Raw genomic sequence first — 18,802 nt, 5'->3', positions numbered from 1 at the left:
CCCCCGATACCCGCCGCGTGCGGGCCCGGTGAGTGGCGCACGGGGCATGCCGAGGTGTTACTTTGCGAAAACTCTCAGAGTGAGCGGCGGGGGGAGCCGGTACAATGGCGCCCTATGTCTGCACCCCGCTTTGTACACCTTCGCCTCCATTCCGAATACTCGGTGGTGGACGGCATCGTCCGTCTCGATGACGCCGTCAAGGCTGCTGCCAAGGACGGCATGGGCGCGCTCGCGCTGACCGACCTGGCCAACGCCTTCGGCCTGATCCGCTTCTACAAGGAAGCCCGTGGCGGCGGGATCAAGCCCGTGGTCGGCGCCGATGTGTGGCTGACCAACGCCGATGACCGCGACAAGCCGGCACGCATGCAGCTGCTGGTGCAGGACCGCATCGGCTACCTGAACCTCTGCACGCTGCTGTCGCGCGCCTGGTTGAGCAACCAGTATCGCGGCCGTGCCGAGCTGGAGCCGGGCTGGTTCGAGGAGCCGGGCGAGGAAGGCCTGCCGCTGGCCACCGGGCTGATCGCGCTGTCCGGCGCGATGGGCGGCGACGTCGGCCTGGCGCTGGCGAACGGCAATCCCGACGGGGCGCGCCGCGCGGCACGCCATTGGGCCACGGTGTTCCCGCAGCGGTTCTATATCGAACTGCAGCGCGCCGGGCATCCGGGCACCGACGCCTATGTGCAGCAGGCCGTGCAACTGGCCGCCGCGCTGCAACTGCCGGTGGTCGCGACGCATCCGGTGCAGTTCATGACGCCGGACGATTTCACCGCGCACGAGGCGCGCGTGTGCATCGCCGAAGGCGAGCTGCTGGCCAATCCGCGCCGCACCCGCAAGTTCACGACCGACCAGTACTTCAAGACGCAGGACGAGATGTGCGCGCTGTTCGCCGACATCCCGTCGGCGCTGCAGAACTCGGTCGAGATCGCCAAGCGATGCAACCTGACGCTGGAACTGGGCAAGCCGCGCCTGCCGCTGTTCCCGACGCCCGATGGCATGTCGCTGGACGACTACCTCGTGTTCATGGCCAAGGACGGCCTGGAAAAGCGCCTTGCCGTGCTGTTCCCCGACGAGGCCGAACGCGAGAGCAAGCGCCCCGAGTACTACGCACGGCTCGAATTCGAGACCGGCACCATCATCAAGATGGGCTTCCCGGGCTACTTCCTGATCGTGGCGGACTTTATCAACTGGGCCAAGAACAACGGCGTGCCGGTGGGGCCGGGCCGGGGTTCGGGCGCTGGCTCGCTGGTGGCCTACGCGCTGGGCATCACCGACCTGGACCCGCTCAAGTACGCGCTGCTGTTCGAGCGGTTCCTGAATCCGGAGCGGGTGTCGATGCCCGACTTCGATATCGACTTCTGCCAGCACGGCCGCGATCGCGTGATCACGTACGTGAAGGAAAAGTACGGCAAGGAAGCCGTGTCGCAGATCGCCACCTTCGGCACGATGGCCGCCAAGGCGGCGGTGCGCGACGTGGGCCGCGTGCTGGATCTGGGCTACGGCTTTGTCGACAGCGTGGCCAAGCTGATTCCGTTCAAGCCGGGCAAGCTGGTGACGCTGGAGGAAGCCAAGAAGGAAGAGCCGGCGCTGGCCGAGCGCGAACGCAACGAGGAAGAAGTCCGCCAGCTGCTGGAGCTTGCCCAGCGCGTGGAAGGCATGACGCGTAACGTCGGCATGCACGCCGGCGGCGTGCTGATCGCGCCGGGCCGCCTGACCGATTTCTGCCCGCTGTACACGCAGGGCACCGACGGCATGAGCGGTGTGGTGAGCCAGTACGACAAGGACGACGTGGAAGCGGCCGGCCTGGTCAAGTTCGACTTTCTGGGCCTGACCACGCTGACGATCCTGGACTGGGCCGAACGCTACATCCGCCGCCTGGACCCGAGCAAGACCGACTGGAACTGCAGCCAGATCCCGCTCGACGACGGCCCCGCGTTCGAGATCCTCAAGAGCGCCAACACGGTGGCGGTGTTCCAGCTGGAAAGCCGCGGCATGCAGGGCATGCTCAAGGACGCCAAGCCTGACCGCTTCGAGGACATCATCGCGCTGGTGGCGCTGTACCGTCCGGGCCCTATGGACCTGATTCCCAGCTTCTGCGCCCGCAAGCACGGCCGCGAGAAGGTGGAATATCCGGACCCGCGCGTCGAGCCGGTGCTCAAGGAGACCTACGGCATCATGGTCTACCAGGAGCAGGTGATGCAGATGGCGCAGATCATCGGCGGCTACTCGCTGGGCGGCGCCGACCTGCTGCGCCGGGCCATGGGCAAGAAGAAGGCCGAGGAAATGGCCAAGCATCGCGAGCTGTTCCGCGAGGGGGCCGCCAAAAACGGGCTGAGCGCGCAGCAGGCCGACGACATCTTCGACCTGATGGAGAAGTTTGCGGGCTACGGCTTCAACAAGTCGCACGCGGCCGCCTATGCGCTGCTGGCGTACTACACGGCGTGGCTCAAGGCGCACCATCCGGCCGAATTCATGGCAGCCAACATGTCGCTGGCCATGGACGACACCGACAAGGTCAAGATCCTCTACGAGGACTGCCGCCTGAACAAGATCGTGGTCCTGCCGCCGGACGTCAATGCCAGCGAATACCGCTTTGCCCCGACCGATGCGAAGACCATCCGCTACGGCCTGGGCGGCATCAAGGGATCGGGCCAGGGCGCCATCGAGGACATCCTGCGCGCGCGCGAAGACAAGCCGTTCGAGGACCTGTTCGATTTCTGCGAGCGGGTGGACCGCCGCCAGGTCAACCGCCGCACGATCGAGGCGCTGATCCGCGCCGGCGCGTTCGACAGCCTCAATGACAACCGCGCGCAGCTGCTGGCCTCGGTGTCGATCGCCATGGAAGCGGCCGAGCAGAAGGCCGAGTCGGCCAACCAGGTGTCGCTGTTCGATCTGATGGACGATGCCGGCGACGCCCATCGCCCGGTACTGATCGACGAACCGCGCTGGACAGCCAAGCGCACGCTGCAGGAAGAAAAGCAGGCGCTGGGCTACTACTTTTCGGGCCACCTGTTCGACGCCTCGCGCGACGAGGTGCGCAAGTTCGTGAAGGGCACGCTGGCCGCGCTGGAAAAGGAAGTGCAGGGCAACGGCGGCGGCTACGGCCGCGACGTGCGCGGCAAGGTGGTCGCCGGCGTCATCATGGGCGTGCGCACGCAGATGACCCAGCGCGGCAAGCTGATCATCGTCATGATCGACGACGGCACGGCCCAGATCGAAATGACCGTGTTCAACGAGCTGTACGATGCCAACCGCCACATGTTCCGCGAGGACGAGCTGATCATCGCCCAGGGCAACGCGCGGCACGATACGTTCAGGGGCGGCGTGCGCTTTACGGCCGAGTCGGTGATGGACCTGGTGACCGCGCGCGCCCGGTACGCCGATGCGGTGTGCCTGGGGTTCAACGGCAATGCCTCGACCGAGCGCCTGCGGCAACTGCTGACGCCGTTCCTGGCCAATGGGGGCCAGGTGCCGGGCGTGCCGGTGCGCATCCGCTATGTCAACAAGTCGGCCCAGTGCGAAGCCACGCTGGGCGACCAGTGGCAGATCACCCCCTCCGAGGAGGCGCTGACCACCCTGCGCGATGCGCTGGGCGACAGTGTGCGCATGCTATATGCCTGAGCGCGCGACGGTGGGCATGCGCAGGCAACGCATTCTGTTTCACGTCACCCATTTCCTGCATGGTGGCATCGAGACCTCGCTGGTCTCGCTGCTGACATCGCTGCAGGACAGGTTCGATCTGTCGCTGACGGTCACGTATCCCTCGCCGGAACTGGCGTCGCACTTCCGTGCCCGGCTGCCCGCCAGCGTGGAAGTCCACGTGCTGGCGCCCGAACGCTGGCTGTCGCATTGCCGCCAGCTGAAGAAACAGCGCAAGCTGGGCGTGCTGGGCAAGATCTACGAGGAAGTTCTGCTGCCCCCGGTGCGCAAGCCGATCGTCCGGCGCCGCTTCATGGCGATCCTGGAACAGGGCTTCGACATGGTCGTGGACTACGACATGTCGCTATCGCGCATAACCGGGCCGCTACCCGTGCCGATGATCGGCTACCAGCATTTCAGCGTGGCGCACCTGGCGCGCGGCCATGGCCGCAAGCTGCGCAAGCTGCGGCATCAGTGCAAGGTCGATTACGACGCGGTGGTCATGCTGACCGACAGCATGCTGGCCGATGCCCGCGAACTGATGCCCGACGCGGCGCCCAGGCTGGTGCGGCTGTACAACGCCATCGACCTCGACCATATTCGCGCCCGGGCCGCGCAGCCGCTGGAGCCGGGGCTGGCGCCCGCCGGGCCGTTCATCGTCTCGATAGGCCGGCTGGAGGAAAGCCAGAAGGACTTCACTTCGCTGCTGCATGCCTATGCGCGGCTGGTCGAACAGGGGATTGACGAGCAACTGGTGCTGGTGGGCGATGGCGCGTCACGCCCCAGGCTCGAAGCCCTGGCGCAGTCGCTGGGCCTGGCCGGGCGCGTGACGTTCGCCGGTTTCCAGTCGAACCCCTACGCCTGGATTCGCCAGGCGCGCCTGATGGCGTTCAGTTCGAAGATGGAAGGCCTGCCCAACGTCCTGCTGGAAGGGCTGGCGGTGGGCCAGGTGGTGGTGAGCACCGATTGCCCGACGGGCCCCCGCGAGATTCTTGACGATGGCCGCGCCGGCCTGCTGGTGCCGGTGGGCGATGTGGAAGGGCTGGCCGCGGCGATCCGCAGTGGCCTGCAGGATGCCGCGCTGCGCCAGTCGCTGCTGGCCCACGCTGCACGCCATATCGAACAAATGGGCTTCGGCCCGACGGGCCAGGCGTTCGGCGCGCTGGTCAATCGGCTGACGCAGGCGGATGTTTCGCCTGCTGGTGCAGCAGCCAGAGCTTGATGTACTTGTAATAGCTGGCCTGGCCGTTCATCAGCGCGACGGCCAGCCCCTGCGGGCCGTCCAGAAAGCCGCGCCGCAGCAGCCAGGTGCGCAGGAACGCCCAGCTGCCGTGGGTCCAGGCGCTGAACACGGTGGCGCGCTTGCCGCGCTGGAATGCCTGTCTGGCGCCCAGCGTGGAGTATTGGTCGATCTTGCGCAGCACCTGCGAGAAATCGTCGTAGGTGTAGTGCAGCAGCGGGGTTTGCAGATGGCCGACCGGGCCGTCGGTGACCACGTTCTCGTGGACGATATCGTCGGTAAAGCGGGCGCGGCCGGCGCGGAACACGCGTGTCAGGCGGTCGGGATACCAGCCGCTGTGGCGCATGAAGCGGCCGCAGAAGCGCGACAGGCGCGGCATGTCGTAGGCGTCGGCGCGGCCGGAGTCGATGGCGGCCAGGATTTCGTCGCGCAAGGCGGGCGTGACGCGCTCGTCGGCGTCGATCGACAGCACCCATTCGCTCTGGACCTTGGACAGGGCAAGGTTCTTCTGGGGGCCGAAACCGGGCCAGGTAGCCGTTTCATGAACTTCGGCACCCATGGCGCGGGCAATCTCCAGCGTGCCGTCCGTGCTGCCGGAGTCCACTATAATCGCGCGGTCGCACCAGGAGACGCTTTCGAGGCAGTCCCGGATGTTGTGTGCCTCGTTCTTTGTAATCAGTACGACAGAGATTTTCATAGACATGCTTGCGATGGATCCCGCAGACCGGATTTGCCCGCCATTCTAGCGGCAGTCGGTGCGGGCCCCGATCGGCAAGTGGAGCCAACGTGAAAGACAGCAAAAAGCAAACGCCCCAGGAAACCGACACCCTCAAGCGCGTCTGGGCATACCTGAAGCCCGAGATGCGCAACTTCGTGCTGGCGATCCTGGCCATGGCACTCGTGGCGGCCAGCGAGGGCATTATCCCGAAGGTGGTCAACGACCTGCTCGACAAGGGCTTTGGCGGCAGCTACGCCGGCAAGCTCTGGCACGTGCCGGCGCTGCTGGTCGGCGTGGCGCTGGTGCGCGGCGTGGCGCAGTTCGCGTCCGGGTATCTGCTGTCGCTGATCTCGAACAAGGTGCTGCTCAAGATGCGCATGCAGATGTTCGAGCGCATGCTGCACGCGCCGGCGCTGTTCTATCACCGCAATACCGCCGCATCGCTGATCAACGCCGTGATCTTCGAGGTCAACCAGGTCATGCAGATCCTGACCGGCGTGCTGATCACGCTGGTGCGCGACTCCCTGACCGTGCTGGCGCTGCTGGTGTACCTGTTCTACACGAACTGGCGCCTGACGCTGGTGGTGGCCGTGCTGCTGCCGACCATCGGCTTCGTGATGTCGAAGGTGAACCGCCGCCTGCGCCGGCTGAACCGCGAGCACCAGGCACTGACCAACACCGCGGCCTACGTGGTCGAGGAAGCGGCTGGCGGCTACAAGGTCGTCAAGCTGCACGGCGGCGAGGCATACGAAACGGCGCGGTTTGCCACGATGGCCGAGCGCCTGCGCGGCTATTCGATGCGCATGGCCGTGGCCGGTGGCCTGAACCAGCCCGTGACGGCGTTCCTGGCGTCGCTGGCGCTGTCGGTGATCCTGACCATCGCGATGATCCAGGCACAGGGCAACCAGACCACCATCGGCGGGTTCACCGGCTTCGTGATGGCCATGCTGCTGCTGATTTCGCCGCTCAAGCACCTGACCGACCTGAACCAGCCGCTGCAGCGCGGCCTGACCGCCGCCGAGATGATCTTCGGGCTGATCGACGAGCCGATCGAGCCGCAGACCGGCGGGCTGCCGCTGGAGCGCGCCCGGGGTGACCTGGTGTTCGAAAACGTCGGCTTCCGCTATGGCGATGCCGCCCGTCCGGCGCTGAACCGTGTGAACTTCCACGCCGCACCGGGCGAGGTGGTGGCGCTGGTGGGGCCGTCGGGCAGTGGCAAGACCACGCTGGTGAACCTGCTGCCGCGCTTCTTCGACCCGACCGAAGGCCGCATCATGCTCGACGGCAAGCCGATCGACCAGTTCGGCCTGAACGACCTGCGTCGCCAGATCGCCTTCGTGAGCCAGGACGTGGTGCTGTTCAACGATACGGTGGCTGCCAATGTGGCGTATGGCGTACATCCGCGCGAGAAGATCGACATGGCGCGCGTCGAGCGCGCGCTGGCGGCGGCTTACCTGACCGATGTGGTCAAGGGCCTGCCCGAAGGGCTGGAAACCAACATCGGCGACAACGGCATGAAGCTGTCGGGTGGCCAGCGCCAGCGGCTGGCCATTGCGCGGGCCATCTACAAGGACGCCCCGATCCTGATTCTGGACGAAGCCACGTCGGCGCTGGACTCCGAATCGGAGCGCCAGGTGCAGGCGGCGCTGGAATCGCTGATGGTGGGCCGTACCACGCTGGTGATCGCCCACCGGCTGTCTACGATTGAAAACGCCGACCGCATCGTGGTGCTGGAGCATGGCCGCGTGGCCGAAGCGGGCAGCCACGGTGCCCTGCTGGCCGCCAACGGGCTGTACGCCGGCCTGCACCGGATCCAGTTCGCCACGGCGGCGGAGTAAGCGACACACGGTTTTGACGGCCATGGCGCCCTGCCATGGCCGGGCATGTACACACACACGGGAAACCTACCCGGAGGAGACAGACATGACCCAGGCATCACCGTCCCATCGACCCCCGATCAGCCGCTATCCCGTCCCGGAGATTGCCGGCCTGCCCGACGACCTGCGCCAGCGCGTGCTGGAAGTGCAGGAAAAGGCGGGTTTCGTTCCCAATGTGTTTTTGGCGCTGGCGCACCGGCCCGACGAATGCCGGGCCTTCTTTGCGTACCACGACGCGCTGATGCTCAAGGAGAGCGGCAACCTGACCAAGGGCGACCGCGAGATGATCGTCGTGGCCACTTCGGGCGCCAACCAGTGCCTGTACTGCGTGGTGGCGCATGGCGCCATCCTGCGCATCTATGAAAAGAAGCCGCTGGTGGCCGATCAGGTGGCGGTCAACTACCGCAAGGCCGATATTGCGCCGCGGCAGCGCGCCATGCTCGATTTCGCGATGAAGGTGTGCGAGGCGTCGCATACGATCGGCGAGGCCGATTTCGACGCGCTGCGCGTCCATGGCTTCGACGACGAGGACGCGTGGGACATTGCCGCCATCACGGCGTTCTTTGGCCTGTCGAACCGCATGGCGAATACCATCGGCATGCGTCCGAACGACGAGTTCTTCCTGATGGGCCGCGTGCCCAAGGCGAAGTAGCCCGACCCAGGCACGCCGGCAGGCAGGTCGGGCGTGGCGGCGGCCCGGCCGCCGATCTTCAGCGGATCTGTGCGCAGTTACCGTTACGTGGATCGAACAGCACCGGCCACGCCTGCTCGTAGATGCCGGGCGTGCAGTGCTTCTCGCACCGTGCGTGGGCCAGCGTGATGCGGCGCGGGTCCTGCCACACCATCAGCTTGCAGCCGCTGCCGTCGATGGCATGCAGTTCGATATGCGGCGTTTGCTGCACCTGCTTGAATTCATCGAGGTCGAAGTGGCACGACCCCTTGCGCGACACCCACAGTTTCCAGGTCAGCGTCTGCACGGCATTGTGCGATACGCGTACCACGGCATCCTCGCGGAAGCCGTCCTCCTCGGTGCGCTTGCAGGTGCCCGTCATGTTGATTTCATGCGGCGGTATCGGCGTGGGGCGGGCCAGCGGGGCAGGGGGGTAAGTCGTGTCGGCGTTGACCTGCGGGCCCGCCAGCGGCGGCGATCGATCGACCTTCTGCGGCAGCAGATCGGCGCATCCCGCACATAAAAAAATGGCCAGCATCGCTGGCACCGTGATCCGCATTGACATCATGTCGACCCCTTCAAGCTTCCGCCACCTGCATCTCCAGAGTAGGGGATAGCGGTGCAAAGGCCAGCCGCCAGTGATGAGGACTAGTCCTACCGTGCCAGCGCCCCGCGTAGCGCCTATAGTCAATAAATGTGGCCGCGCGACGATGCGCGGCCTTTTTCATGGCTGGGCGGGTGACATTGCCGAACGCGCGTTCGAGCGCGCGCTGGCGCGCGGGGTCAGGCCACGGCCGGCGCTTCGGCCGCGCGCGCGGCGGTATGCGAGGCCGCCGGGTGGACGGCCGGATAGCCTGCCGCAAACACCAGACGGCCGGCCGACCACGTATGCGTGACCAGCGGCTGGCCCGCCACGCTGGCCACGGCGATCACGTCGGCGCGCTTGCCGGGCAGCAGCCGGCCACGGTCGTCGAGCATGCACGCATCGGCCGGGTTGGCACTGACCAGCGCCAGCGCGTCGTTGAGCGGCAGCTCGGCCAAGCGCGCGGCGGCGAAGGCGGCGGCGATCAGCGTCGAGGGCTGGTAGTCCGAGCAGAGGATATTGCCGACCCGGGCGTGGATCGCGTCGATGGCCCGCATCGATCCGCTCTGGCTCTTGCCGCGCAGCACGTTGGGCGCGCCCAGGATGGTCGGGAGGGCATGCGCGGCGGCGGCCTGCGCCGTTTCCAGGTTGATCGGGAATTCGCTCATGCGCACGCCCAGCGCATGCATGGCGGCGATGCGCTGTGGCGAATCGTCGTCATGGCTGGCCGTGGGCACGCCCAGCGCGTGGGCCTTCGACACCAGGCGGTTGACGCGCTCGGTGGCGCCGTCCAGCTCGGCCGCCTTCTTCGCGGCGGCGTTGGCTGCTTCGTCGCGGCTCATGCCATGGTTGCCCATCATGTACGACAGGTAGGCGTCGAGCGTCTTGAACTGGCCCTGGCCGGGCGAGTGATCCATCACCGACAGCAGGTCCACCACGCCTTCGTCCATCAGCATTTCGAGCACCGGCACGGCGGCCGCGTCGGTCACTTCGTAGCGGCAGTGGATGCGGTTGTCGACCAGGCTGTGCTTGCGGTATTCGGCCACTGTGCGCACCAGCGTGGCGGCGGTGTCGTTGTTGCGCACGCCGAACTGGTTGCTGGCGAACGAGAGCGCGTGGTACGGCGTGGTGATGCCGGCGGCGGCATTGCGGCGGTCGACCTGCGCCACGGCAAAGTCGAGCGGGAACAGCACGTTGGCGCGCGGCTCGGCTTCCTTTTCGATGGCATCGCAATGCACGTCGATCAGGCCCGGCATCACGGTATGGCCGCGCAGGTCGATCACCGCGGCATGGGCGGGAGCCGACTCGGGTTCGATGGCGGCGATCTGGCCGTCGGCGATCAGCAGGGCGCTGTCGTGCAGCACGCCGTCGGGCAGCACGAGCGTGGCGTGTGTCAGGTAGGTGGTGGACATGTCCGGTTCCGTGTCGGGCTCAGGGCAGGGTTGTCGGGGGCGGTGCCGATGTTGGCAGGCGTCGGGCGTCAGGCGTTGGCGGCCGCCACCGGCTGCAGCGGCAGCGCACGTGTGGCCACGGCATCGCGCACGGCTTCGTCGTGGAAGATGCCGATCAGCGCGCGGCCCTCGGCCAGCGCCTCGCGGATCAGCGCGATCACCACCGCGCGGTTGTCGGCATCGAGCGAAGCGGTCGGCTCGTCGAGCAGCAGGATCGGATGGCCGCCGATCAGGCCGCGCGCAATGTTCACGCGCTGCTGCTCGCCACCCGAGAAGGTGGCCGGGGGCAGGTCCCACAGGCGGCGCGGCAGGTTCAGGCGTTCGAGCAGCACGGCGGCGCGGGCGCGGGCTTCCTCGTGGCTGGCGCCACGCTGCTGCAGCGGATCGGCCACCACATCGAGCGCCGGGACACGCGGGATGGCGCGCAGGAACTGGGATACATAGCCGATCACGTCGCGGCGCAGCTTCAGCACGCGCTGCTCGGGCGCATGGGTCAGCTCCACCCACGGCTCGCCCGCTTGGCTGGTATCGCGCAGGCGGATGGTGCCTTCGGTGGCCAGGTAGTTGCCGTACAGGCAGCGCAGCAGCGTGCTCTTGCCGGTGCCCGAGCGGCCCGACAGCACCAGGCATTCGCCGCGCGACGCGTCGAAGTCGATGGCCTGCAGCACGGGCAGGCGGATGCCGCCCTGGTTGTGCAACGTGAACATCTTGCCGAGGCCACGGACCTCGATCAGCTTCCGGGTATCTGCTTGCATCGTGATCAGCCTTGCAGGATGGAGGACACCAGCAGCTGGGTGTACGGATGCTGCGGGTCGTCGAGGATCTGGTCGGTCAGGCCTTGTTCGACCACGCGGCCGCCCTGCATCACCAGCGTGCGGTGCGCCAGCAGGCGCGCCACGGCCAGATCGTGCGTGACGAGGACGGCGGCCAGGCCCAGGTCCGTCACCAGCCGGCGCATCAGGTCCAGCAGGCGGGCCTGCACCGAGACATCCAGCGATGCGGTGGGCTCGTCCATGAACACCAGGCGCGGATGCGTGACCAGGTTGCGCGCGATCTGCAGGCGCTGCTGCATGCCGCCCGAGAACGTGCTGGGCACATCGTCCAGGCGGTCCAGGTCGATTTCCATCTTTTCGAGCCAGGCGCCGGCGATCTCGCGCAGGTCGCCGTAGTGGCGGTTGCCCACGGCCATCAGGCGCTCGGCGATGTTGGCCCCCGCGCTGACCTGCATGCGCAGGCCGTCGCGGGCATGCTGGCGCACGAAGCCCCAGTCGGTGCGCGCCAGCAGGCGCATGCGCGCGCTGGACAGCGAGGCCAGGTCGGTCAGGCCGGTTTCGCGCATGTCGTAGCTGACGCTGCCGCGCTGCGCGCGCACCTGCATCGACAGCGCCTGCAGCAGCGTGCTCTTGCCCGAGCCCGATTCGCCGACCACGCACAGCACTTCGCCGGGGTACAGGTCGAAGGTGACGTCGTGGCAGCCGTGCACGCCGTCCCAGGTGTGCGTGAGCTGCCGGACGCAAAGCAGTGGCGTGGCGTTCATGGTTGGCCTCCGGCGGCGGTCTTGACGGCCTGGGCCGCCTGGCGGTCGGCGCAGTATTCGGTGTCCGAGCACACGAACATGCGCGTGCCGGCATCGTCGGTGATGATCTCGTCCAGGTAGCTGTCGGTGGCGCCGCATTGCGCGCAGCAGCTCGACCATGTCTCGACGGTGAACGGGTGGTCGACAAAGTCCAGGCTCTTGACGGACGTGTACGGCGGCACGGCGTAGACGCGCTTCTCGCGGCCGGCGCCGAACAGCATCAGCGCGGGGCTGCGGTCGAGCTTGGGATTGTCGAACTTCGGGATTGGCGACGGGCGCATCATGTATCGCTGGTTGACGATCACCGGGTAGTCATACGTGGTGGCGATGTGGCCGTGGTGGGCGATGTCCTCGTAGAGCTTCACGTGCATCGATCCGTATTCGGCCAGCGCGTGCATCGTGCGCGTTTCGGTCTCGCTCGGCTCCAGCCAGCGCAGCGGCTCGGGAATGGGCACCTGGTACACCATGGTCTGGCCCGCGCGCAGCTTTGTCTCCGGAATGCGATGGCGCGTCTGGATGATGGTCGCCTCGGCGGTGCGCTCGGTGGTCTGCACGCCGGTCACGCGGCCGAAGAAGCGGCGGATGTTGATGGCGTTCGTGGTGTCGTCCGAACCCTGGTCGATCACCTTGAGCACGTCGTGGCGGCCGATGATGGCGGCGGTCACCTGGATGCCGCCGGTGCCCCAGCCATACGGCAGCGGCATTTCCCGGCTGCCGAACGGCACCTGGTAGCCAGGGATGGCCACCGCCTTCAGCAGCGCGCGGCGCAGCATGCGCTTGGTGGATTCGTCCAGGTAGCCGAAGTTGTAGTGGTCGTCGCGCGCAATGGTTGCGGTGGCGGTTGCGGCGCCAGGGTTGGCGTTGGGGTTGGCGGTGGTCATGCCAGCGACTCCTCTTGCGATGGCGATGGCGACGGCTGCGGCGCGCCGGTGGATGCGGTGGCCGGGGCGGCCGGGCCTGCCTGCTCTGCGCGCAGCCGGCGCAGCAGTTCCAGGTTGGCCTGGAAGTCCACGTAGTGCGGCAGCTTCAGGTGCTGCACGAAGCCGGACGCTTCCACGTTGTCGCTGTGGTACAGCATGAATTCGATATCGTTGGCCGGGTTGTCGGCGGCTTCGCCCAGCTCTTCGGCGCGCATGGCGCGGTCCACCAGCGCCATCGACATCGCCTTGCGCTCGTTGTAGCCGAACGTGAGCCCGTAGCCGCGCGTCAGGCGCGGCGCCTCGTCGGCGTTGCCGGCGAACTGGCTCACCATCTGGCATTCGGTCAGTTCCACTTCGCCGATGGTCACGGCGAAGCCCAGTTCCTCGATGAACATTTCCACTTCGGTGCTGCCGTAGCGGATCTCGGCGGCGAACGGGTGCGAGTTGCCGTAGCCGCGTTGCGTCGAGTAGCCCATGGCCAGCAGGAAGCCTTCGTCGGCGCGGGCCAGGTTCTGCAGGCGCGCGGGGCGCTCGGCCGGGAAGGTCAGCGGCTCGCGCGTGAGGTCGGGCGGGGCGGGGTCGCCGGCGGGAATGGTGTCGGCTTCGACCAGCGATTCGGCTTCGAGCAGGCCGGTCACGCGCGGCATGTTCGACGCCAGCGGTTCCGGCGACGGCGCCAGCGGGGCCGGGTCGCGGCCCGCTTCGAGCGTGAAGTCGAGCAGGCGCTGCGTGTAGTCGTAGGTCGGGCCCAGCACCTGGCCGCCCGGCACGTCCTTGAACGTCGACGAGATGCGGCGTTGCAGCGTCATCGTGCCGGTATCGATCGCCTCGGTGTAGCCGAAGCGGGCCAGCGTGGTGCGATAGGCGCGCAGCAGGAAGATGGCCTCGATCTGGTCCCCGGCGGCCTGCTTGATGGCCAGCGCGGCCAGGTGCGGGTCGTAGAGCGAGCCCTCCGCCATCACGCGGGCCACGGCCAGCGGCATCTGCTCGCGGATCTGCGCCAGCGTGAGTTCGGGCACCGACGTGTCGCCACGGCGGTAGGTGTCCAGCATCTGGTACGAATTGAGGATGGCGCGCTCGCCACCCTTGACGGCTACGTACATGTCAGTCCTCCACGCGTGTCGTGCGCGTCAGGGCGCAGAATTGCTGGCCGCTGGCCAGCAGCAGGTCCACGCCCAGCGGAAAGCGGGCGTTGTTGGCGCGCCAGGCCGGCCGGAAATCGGCGGGCAGGCCGCGCACGTGCAGCGCCTGCGTGGTCTCGATGCCGGGGCCGGTCAGCGTGAGCGCGTCGCCGTCGTGCAGCGAATCGACCTCGACGATCAGCGTGGCGGAGCGGTCCGGATAGGCGGGCAGGCCTTGCGCGCAGTCGGCCAGCGCGGGCATGGCATGCCCGGCGGGCACGCACACGAAGGTGGCGTCGGCGGGGGTATCGACCAGCGGGCAGCCGCAGTGAAAACGCAGAAAAGCGCGCGCGGCGGCCGGTACGTCGGCGGGCAGCCACACGGGGGTATCCGGATCAGCCAGCGTCAGCAGCAGCGCGGTCAGCGCCGGGGACAGGCCTTCGGGCTGGCCGCTGCCGACGGGCAGCACTGCCAGGCGGCCCGGATGCGCGAACGCTTCGAGCGTGGCGCGGAACACGGCCTGCGCATCATCGACCGGGTTGTCGAAGCCGGGCAGCAGCGAAGTGGCCGGGGTAGGGCTGGGAGCGAAGGCCTGCATCGTATTCTGGGGGGACGGCATCTCAATCTTCTCCGCGGGCCATGGTGAAGAATTCCACGCGGGTTTGCGCGGCGGTGGCGGCCTGCCGCGCGGCGCGTTCGGTCAGGGCCTGCGCCAGCGGGGCGACAACCACTTCCTGCACGCGCTGGTGCCAGGCCGGCCGTTGCAGCAGGGCATCGAGCACGGCGGCCTGTTCGGCGTGGCGCTGGCCGCGACCCTGCACATACGCGACGCCGGCCGTGGCCGCCACCTCTTCGGATTCGTCCAGTACCACGGCGCAGCGTGTGACCGACATTTCACCCAGGTTGAACTGGGCGCCGGTGCCGCCCGCACGGGCGCGCACCATGGCCATGCCCGATTCGGGCTTGCGCAGCAGCCGATAGCCCGGCAGGGTGGCCTGTTCCTGCAGCCGGGTGTACGCCGCATCGAGCGCATCCGACTGGGCCAGCGCCAGCACCCGCAGCCAGGCGGCACGTGCCGCGTTGGCGTGGTTGGCGGTTTCACTTTGCATGATCACCCCTATACGTCTATACGTTTAGATGTAAACTACCACAACACGGCGATACTAGACCACAGCCACATGAACGTTTCGTGACGGGTGGGGGACTTTGCTCGGACACGTCACCGGCGCGCCGGGACTCGGGCACAATCGCACGGCAACCATTAAGGCTTGATGACACAGGGCAGAGCGAAGATGTCTGATCGGGAAGTGGAACGGGGCTCCGGCGTGGCGGTGTGGCGCCAGATTGGCGAGGCGCTGGCGGAGGACATCCGCAACAAACTCTATGGCCCCGGCGAGCAGCTGCCGCCGGAGCCGGAACTGGCCACGCGCTTTGCCGTGAACCGGCACACCATCCGCCGCGCGATGGGCGAACTGGAACTGAGCGGTCTGGTGCGCATCGAGCAGGGCCGCGGCACCTTCGTGCAGGAGCATGCGATCGACTACGCGATCGGCCGCCGCACGCGCTTTTCGCAGAATCTGGCGGCGCAGGGCATGCGCGGGCATCTGGAGATCGTCGCCAGCCAGACGCTGCGCGCGCCGGAGATTGCCAGGCACCTGGGCCTGCCTCGCACGGCCGATATCCTGCATATCCAGATGGTGGGCAAGGCCGAAGCGCGCACCATCGACGTCGCCGAGCATTATTTCGATCCGAAGCGGTTTCCGGGCCTGGAAGAAGCCGTGCGCGAGACGCAGTCCATTTCGCGTGCGCTGACGCAGTTCGGCATTGCCGACTACACGCGCAAGTGGTCGCGCATCACCGCGGCCATGCCCAGCGCCCCGGTGGCGCGGCTGCTGAACCAGCCCAAGACGCGCCCCGTGCTGCAGGTGGAGGCGCTCAACGTCGATATCGACGGCGTGCCCGTGCAGTACAGCATGACCCGATTCGCTGGCGACTGGGTGCAGCTTACGGTGTCCGACAACGACTGACAGACGGGCCGCGTGCCCTGGCGGCACAGTCGGCCTCATGGCCTGATCCGGCATGCAACCACATTGGTCTAGACATATGTATGTCATGTGCCGGCGCTAACTTGCTGGCGAACCCGTAACGCCCATCATGCAAACGACAATACAAACCTGTTCGCTCCCGCTGCACGGCATCACTGGCCGCCGTGTGCTGGGTGCCGGTACCATCGCCCCCGCCACGCTGGGCTTCGAGCAAGGCAACATCGCGCAGCAGGCCGGCGGCAGCGGCCCCTGCATCGACGCCGGAGACCTGCTGGTGCTGCCCGGCATCGTCGATATCCATGGCGATGCGTTCGAACGGTCGGTGATGCCGCGTCCCGGTGTCAGCTTTCCGTATGGCCCGGCGCTGCTCGATGTGGATCGCCAGCTGCTGGCGCATGGCATCACGACCGAATTCCACGGCGTGACGCTGTCCTGGGAAGGGGGGCTGCGCGGTGAAGCCTACGCGGTGCGCATGTTCGAGGCGCTGTCGCAACTGGCGCCGGTGCTCGGTGCGTCGCACAAGGTGCACCTGCGCTTCGAGGCCTATCACCTGGCCGGCGTGGAGACGGCCCTGCAATGGATGGCCGACGGCCGCGTGAGCCTGCTGGCCATCAACGACCATCTGCCGACCATGGCGCGCCGCATGAACGACGAGCGCAAGCTGGCCCAGTACGCCGAACGCGCCGAGTGCGACATGGAGGCATTCCGCAGCCGCCTGCGCACGGCCAGCCGCCACGCGCAGGACGTGCCGGCCGCCGTTTCGCAGCTGATTACCGCCGCGCGCGAGGCTGGCCTGCCGGTGGCGTCCCACGACGATCCCGATGTGGCCACGCGCCAGCACTACCATCGCCAGGGCTGCGCCATCGCCGAATTTCCGCTGACCGTGGAAGTGGCCAGGCTGGCGCGCCAGATCGGCGACGAGACCGTGTTCGGCGCCCCCAATGTGCTGCGCGGCCAGAGCCACACCGGCGCGCCCAATGCCACCGAAATGATTGCCGCTGGCCTCTGCACCGTGCTGGCTTCGGATTATTACTATCCCGCGCCGCTGCAGGCTGCATTCAAGCTCGTGCAACTGGGTGTCTGCAGCCTGCCCGAGGCCTGGCATCTGGTGTCGCGTAACCCGGCACGCGCCGCTGGCCTGCGCGACCGTGGCGCGCTGGTGCCGGGCATGCGTGCCGATGCGGTGCTGATCGACGACAGCCTGCCGGGCCTGCCGCGCGTGTGCGGCACCATCGTCAACGGCGAACTGCGCCACGCCGCCGTGGCGCTGCCGCTGATCGACCTGGCCGACCCGGCCAGCCTGGCCGCATGAGCCAGGCGACCCGACCCTCCCGATCGGCCCATCGCTATGCGATCTACCTGGCGCCGGCCGAGCCATTCCGCAGCTTCGGCGCGCAATGGCTGGGCCGCGATGCCGATACGGGGGCCGCGCTGCCGCTGCCCCCGGGCATCGCACAGCGGCCCGCCGAGTGGGTCAAGGCCCCCGCGCACTACGCGCTGCACGCGACCTTGAAACCGCCATTCCGGTTGGCCGACAGCACGGACGCGGCCACGCTCGATGGCGCCATGCGCGCCTTCGCCGCGGCGCGCCAGCCGTTCGACGCCCCGCTGACGCTGCGCGCGCTGCGCGGCTTCCTGGCCTGGTGTCTGGACGATGCCGACGGCGAGGGCGGCCGGCGGATGCATGCGCTGGCCGATGCCTGCGTCACCGGGTTCGATCGCTTCCGCGCGCCGCCCACCGAAGCCGAGATCGCACGCCGCAACCCGGACCGGCTGAGTCCGGCGCAACGGCGGCATCTCGAAGCGTGGGGCTATCCATATGTGTTCGACACGTTCACCTTCCACATCACGCTGACCGGCATGCTCGACGCGGCCGACGAGGCCGCGGCCTTCGATATGCTGTCGGTGGCGGGCGGCCGGCTGCTGGAGCATCCGCTGCGCGTGGACAGCATCAGTCTTTATGTGCAACCCGAGGCCGGCGCCGACTTCGTCGCCGCGCGTCACTATCGCTTCGACGGCACCACGGTGGACGGTGCCGGCGCGGGCTGGCTGGCATGAGTCTGCGCCCCGAGACCGACGGCAATGGCCTGTTCTACGTGATGGGCCCGTCCGGCAGCGGCAAGGATTCACTGCTGCGGGCCCTGCACGAACGGCTGAAGCCGGCCGACCCGGTGGTCATCGCCCATCGCTATATCACGCGCGCCGCCGATGCCAACGAGGCGTCGGTGGCGCTGACCGCCGATGAGTTCACGCGCCGCGTCGGTCTGGGCTGCCTGGCCATGCACTGGCAGAGCCACGGCCTGCATTACGGCATCGGCGTGGAGATCGAGCAGTGGCTGGCGCGGGGCCTGAAGGTCATCGTCAACGGATCGCGCGAATACCTGCCGGATGCGGCGGCGCGCTACCCCAAGCTCTGTGCCGTGCATGTGCGCGTGAAGCCCGAGGTGCTGGCGGTGCGCCTGCGCCATCGTGGCCGCGAAACCGAGGCGGCCATTGCCGGGCGGCTGGCACGGGCGACGCAGCCCTTCGACGTGCCGGCTGGCTGCCGGCTGGTCGAAATCGACAACAGCGGTGAACTGAAGGATTCGGCTGACGCGTTTGCCAGCCTGATCGCCGGTTGACCGGCTCACCCTCTCCCCCGGCCCCTCTCCCGCGTGGCGGGAGAGGGGAGCAACCAGAGCGCGGTTGATATCCCGTGGTTTTCTCCCCCTTCCGCGTGGCGGGAGAGGGCAGCAACCAGATCGCGGCTGATATCCCGTGGTTTTCTCCCTCTCCCGCGTGGCGGGAGAGGGGAGCAACCAGAGCGCGGCTGATATCCCGTGGTTTTCTCCCCTTCCGCGTGGCGGGAGAGGGAGCAACCAGAGCGCGGCTGACCAGATCGCGGCTGATGTCCCCGTGGTTTTCTCCCCTCTCCCGCGTGGCGGGAGAGGGGCGGGGGAGAGGGCCAGCGTCTCAATTGCTGGCG

Annotated in this window: 17 protein-coding genes; 8 read left to right on the top strand and 9 right to left on the bottom strand. The window is 67.7% G+C overall.

The window, feature by feature from the left end; genetic code table 11:
* Positions 1-114 precede the first annotated feature (114 nt).
* Positions 115-3,618, top strand: coding sequence for a DNA polymerase III subunit alpha (dnaE, locus tag AC24R4_RS12850; RefSeq protein WP_400392915.1), 3,504 nt, complete (start codon positions 115-117; stop codon positions 3,616-3,618).
* Positions 3,611-4,858: a glycosyltransferase gene (locus AC24R4_RS12845; RefSeq protein WP_400392913.1), complete on the top strand. Its 1,248-nt coding sequence runs from the start codon at positions 3,611-3,613 to the stop codon at positions 4,856-4,858. The genes dnaE and AC24R4_RS12845 overlap by 8 nt, the downstream gene beginning before the upstream one ends.
* On the opposite strand, the gene AC24R4_RS12840 is transcribed toward AC24R4_RS12845, so the two are convergent.
* Positions 4,803-5,573 (bottom strand): glycosyltransferase family 2 protein, encoded by a 771-nt coding sequence (locus AC24R4_RS12840; protein WP_400392925.1) that lies wholly within the window; start codon positions 5,571-5,573, stop codon positions 4,803-4,805. The genes AC24R4_RS12845 and AC24R4_RS12840 overlap by 56 nt on opposite strands.
* An 89-nt stretch (positions 5,574-5,662) precedes the next feature.
* Here AC24R4_RS12840 and msbA point away from each other — a divergent pair, with 89 nt between their 5' ends.
* Complete coding sequence (msbA, locus tag AC24R4_RS12835) at positions 5,663-7,432, top strand: lipid A export permease/ATP-binding protein MsbA (RefSeq protein ID WP_283780787.1); 1,770 nt, start codon at positions 5,663-5,665, stop codon at positions 7,430-7,432.
* Positions 7,433-7,517: 85 nt separating this feature from the next.
* Positions 7,518-8,123 (top strand): peroxidase-related enzyme, encoded by a 606-nt coding sequence (locus AC24R4_RS12830; protein ID WP_400392911.1) that lies wholly within the window; start codon positions 7,518-7,520, stop codon positions 8,121-8,123.
* A 58-nt stretch (positions 8,124-8,181) separates the two neighbouring features.
* On the opposite strand, the gene AC24R4_RS12825 is transcribed toward AC24R4_RS12830, so the two are convergent.
* From AC24R4_RS12825 to phnG, 8 genes are all read right to left on the bottom strand, one after another.
* Entirely contained in the window at positions 8,182-8,679 is a 498-nt protein-coding gene (locus tag AC24R4_RS12825; protein ID WP_487523204.1) for a hypothetical protein, read from the bottom strand.
* Positions 8,680-8,924: 245 nt separating this feature from the next.
* Positions 8,925-10,136: an alpha-D-ribose 1-methylphosphonate 5-triphosphate diphosphatase gene (locus AC24R4_RS12820; RefSeq protein ID WP_400394002.1), complete on the bottom strand. Its 1,212-nt coding sequence runs from the start codon at positions 10,134-10,136 to the stop codon at positions 8,925-8,927.
* Between the two features lie 68 nt (positions 10,137-10,204).
* A complete protein-coding gene (phnL, locus tag AC24R4_RS12815; RefSeq protein ID WP_400394004.1) occupies positions 10,205-10,930 on the bottom strand; it encodes a phosphonate C-P lyase system protein PhnL in 726 nt (241 codons plus the stop codon).
* A gap of 5 nt (positions 10,931-10,935) precedes the next feature.
* Entirely contained in the window at positions 10,936-11,712 is a 777-nt protein-coding gene (phnK, locus tag AC24R4_RS12810) for a phosphonate C-P lyase system protein PhnK (RefSeq protein ID WP_400394006.1), read from the bottom strand.
* Positions 11,709-12,632, bottom strand: a complete 924-nt coding sequence (locus AC24R4_RS12805; RefSeq protein WP_400394008.1) for an alpha-D-ribose 1-methylphosphonate 5-phosphate C-P-lyase PhnJ — start codon at positions 12,630-12,632, stop codon at positions 11,709-11,711. Before AC24R4_RS12805 ends, phnK begins: the two co-directional genes overlap by 4 nt.
* Positions 12,629-13,774, bottom strand: coding sequence for a carbon-phosphorus lyase complex subunit (locus tag AC24R4_RS12800; RefSeq protein WP_400394010.1), 1,146 nt, complete (start codon positions 13,772-13,774; stop codon positions 12,629-12,631). The genes AC24R4_RS12805 and AC24R4_RS12800 overlap by 4 nt, the downstream gene beginning before the upstream one ends.
* Position 13,775: 1 nt before the next feature.
* Positions 13,776-14,411 carry a phosphonate C-P lyase system protein PhnH gene (phnH, locus tag AC24R4_RS12795; protein WP_400394012.1) on the bottom strand — a complete coding sequence of 212 codons (636 nt, stop codon included), beginning with the start codon at positions 14,409-14,411 and terminating at the stop codon, positions 13,776-13,778.
* 1 nt (position 14,412) lies between these two features.
* Positions 14,413-14,901 (bottom strand): phosphonate C-P lyase system protein PhnG, encoded by a 489-nt coding sequence (gene phnG, locus AC24R4_RS12790; RefSeq protein ID WP_400394013.1) that lies wholly within the window; start codon positions 14,899-14,901, stop codon positions 14,413-14,415.
* Between the two features lie 183 nt (positions 14,902-15,084).
* Here phnG and phnF point away from each other — a divergent pair, with 183 nt between their 5' ends.
* The 4 genes from phnF (at position 15,085) to phnN (ending at position 18,458) form a co-directional block, all read left to right on the top strand.
* Positions 15,085-15,819, top strand: coding sequence for a phosphonate metabolism transcriptional regulator PhnF (gene phnF, locus AC24R4_RS12785; RefSeq protein ID WP_400394015.1), 735 nt, complete (start codon positions 15,085-15,087; stop codon positions 15,817-15,819).
* Between the two features lie 127 nt (positions 15,820-15,946).
* Positions 15,947-17,149: an alpha-D-ribose 1-methylphosphonate 5-triphosphate diphosphatase gene (locus AC24R4_RS12780; protein ID WP_400394017.1), complete on the top strand. Its 1,203-nt coding sequence runs from the start codon at positions 15,947-15,949 to the stop codon at positions 17,147-17,149.
* Positions 17,146-17,895 (top strand): DUF1045 domain-containing protein, encoded by a 750-nt coding sequence (locus AC24R4_RS12775; RefSeq protein WP_487523203.1) that lies wholly within the window; start codon positions 17,146-17,148, stop codon positions 17,893-17,895. Before AC24R4_RS12780 ends, AC24R4_RS12775 begins: the two co-directional genes overlap by 4 nt.
* Entirely contained in the window at positions 17,892-18,458 is a 567-nt protein-coding gene (phnN, locus tag AC24R4_RS12770; protein ID WP_487523202.1) for a phosphonate metabolism protein/1,5-bisphosphokinase (PRPP-forming) PhnN, read from the top strand. The genes AC24R4_RS12775 and phnN overlap by 4 nt, the downstream gene beginning before the upstream one ends.
* Positions 18,459-18,802 lie beyond the last annotated feature (344 nt).

It is taken from the genome of Cupriavidus sp. CER-90 (assembly GCF_057652055.1).
The sequence above is the reverse complement of the archived record's forward strand: the minus strand, read 5'-3'. Positions and strand labels throughout refer to the sequence as shown.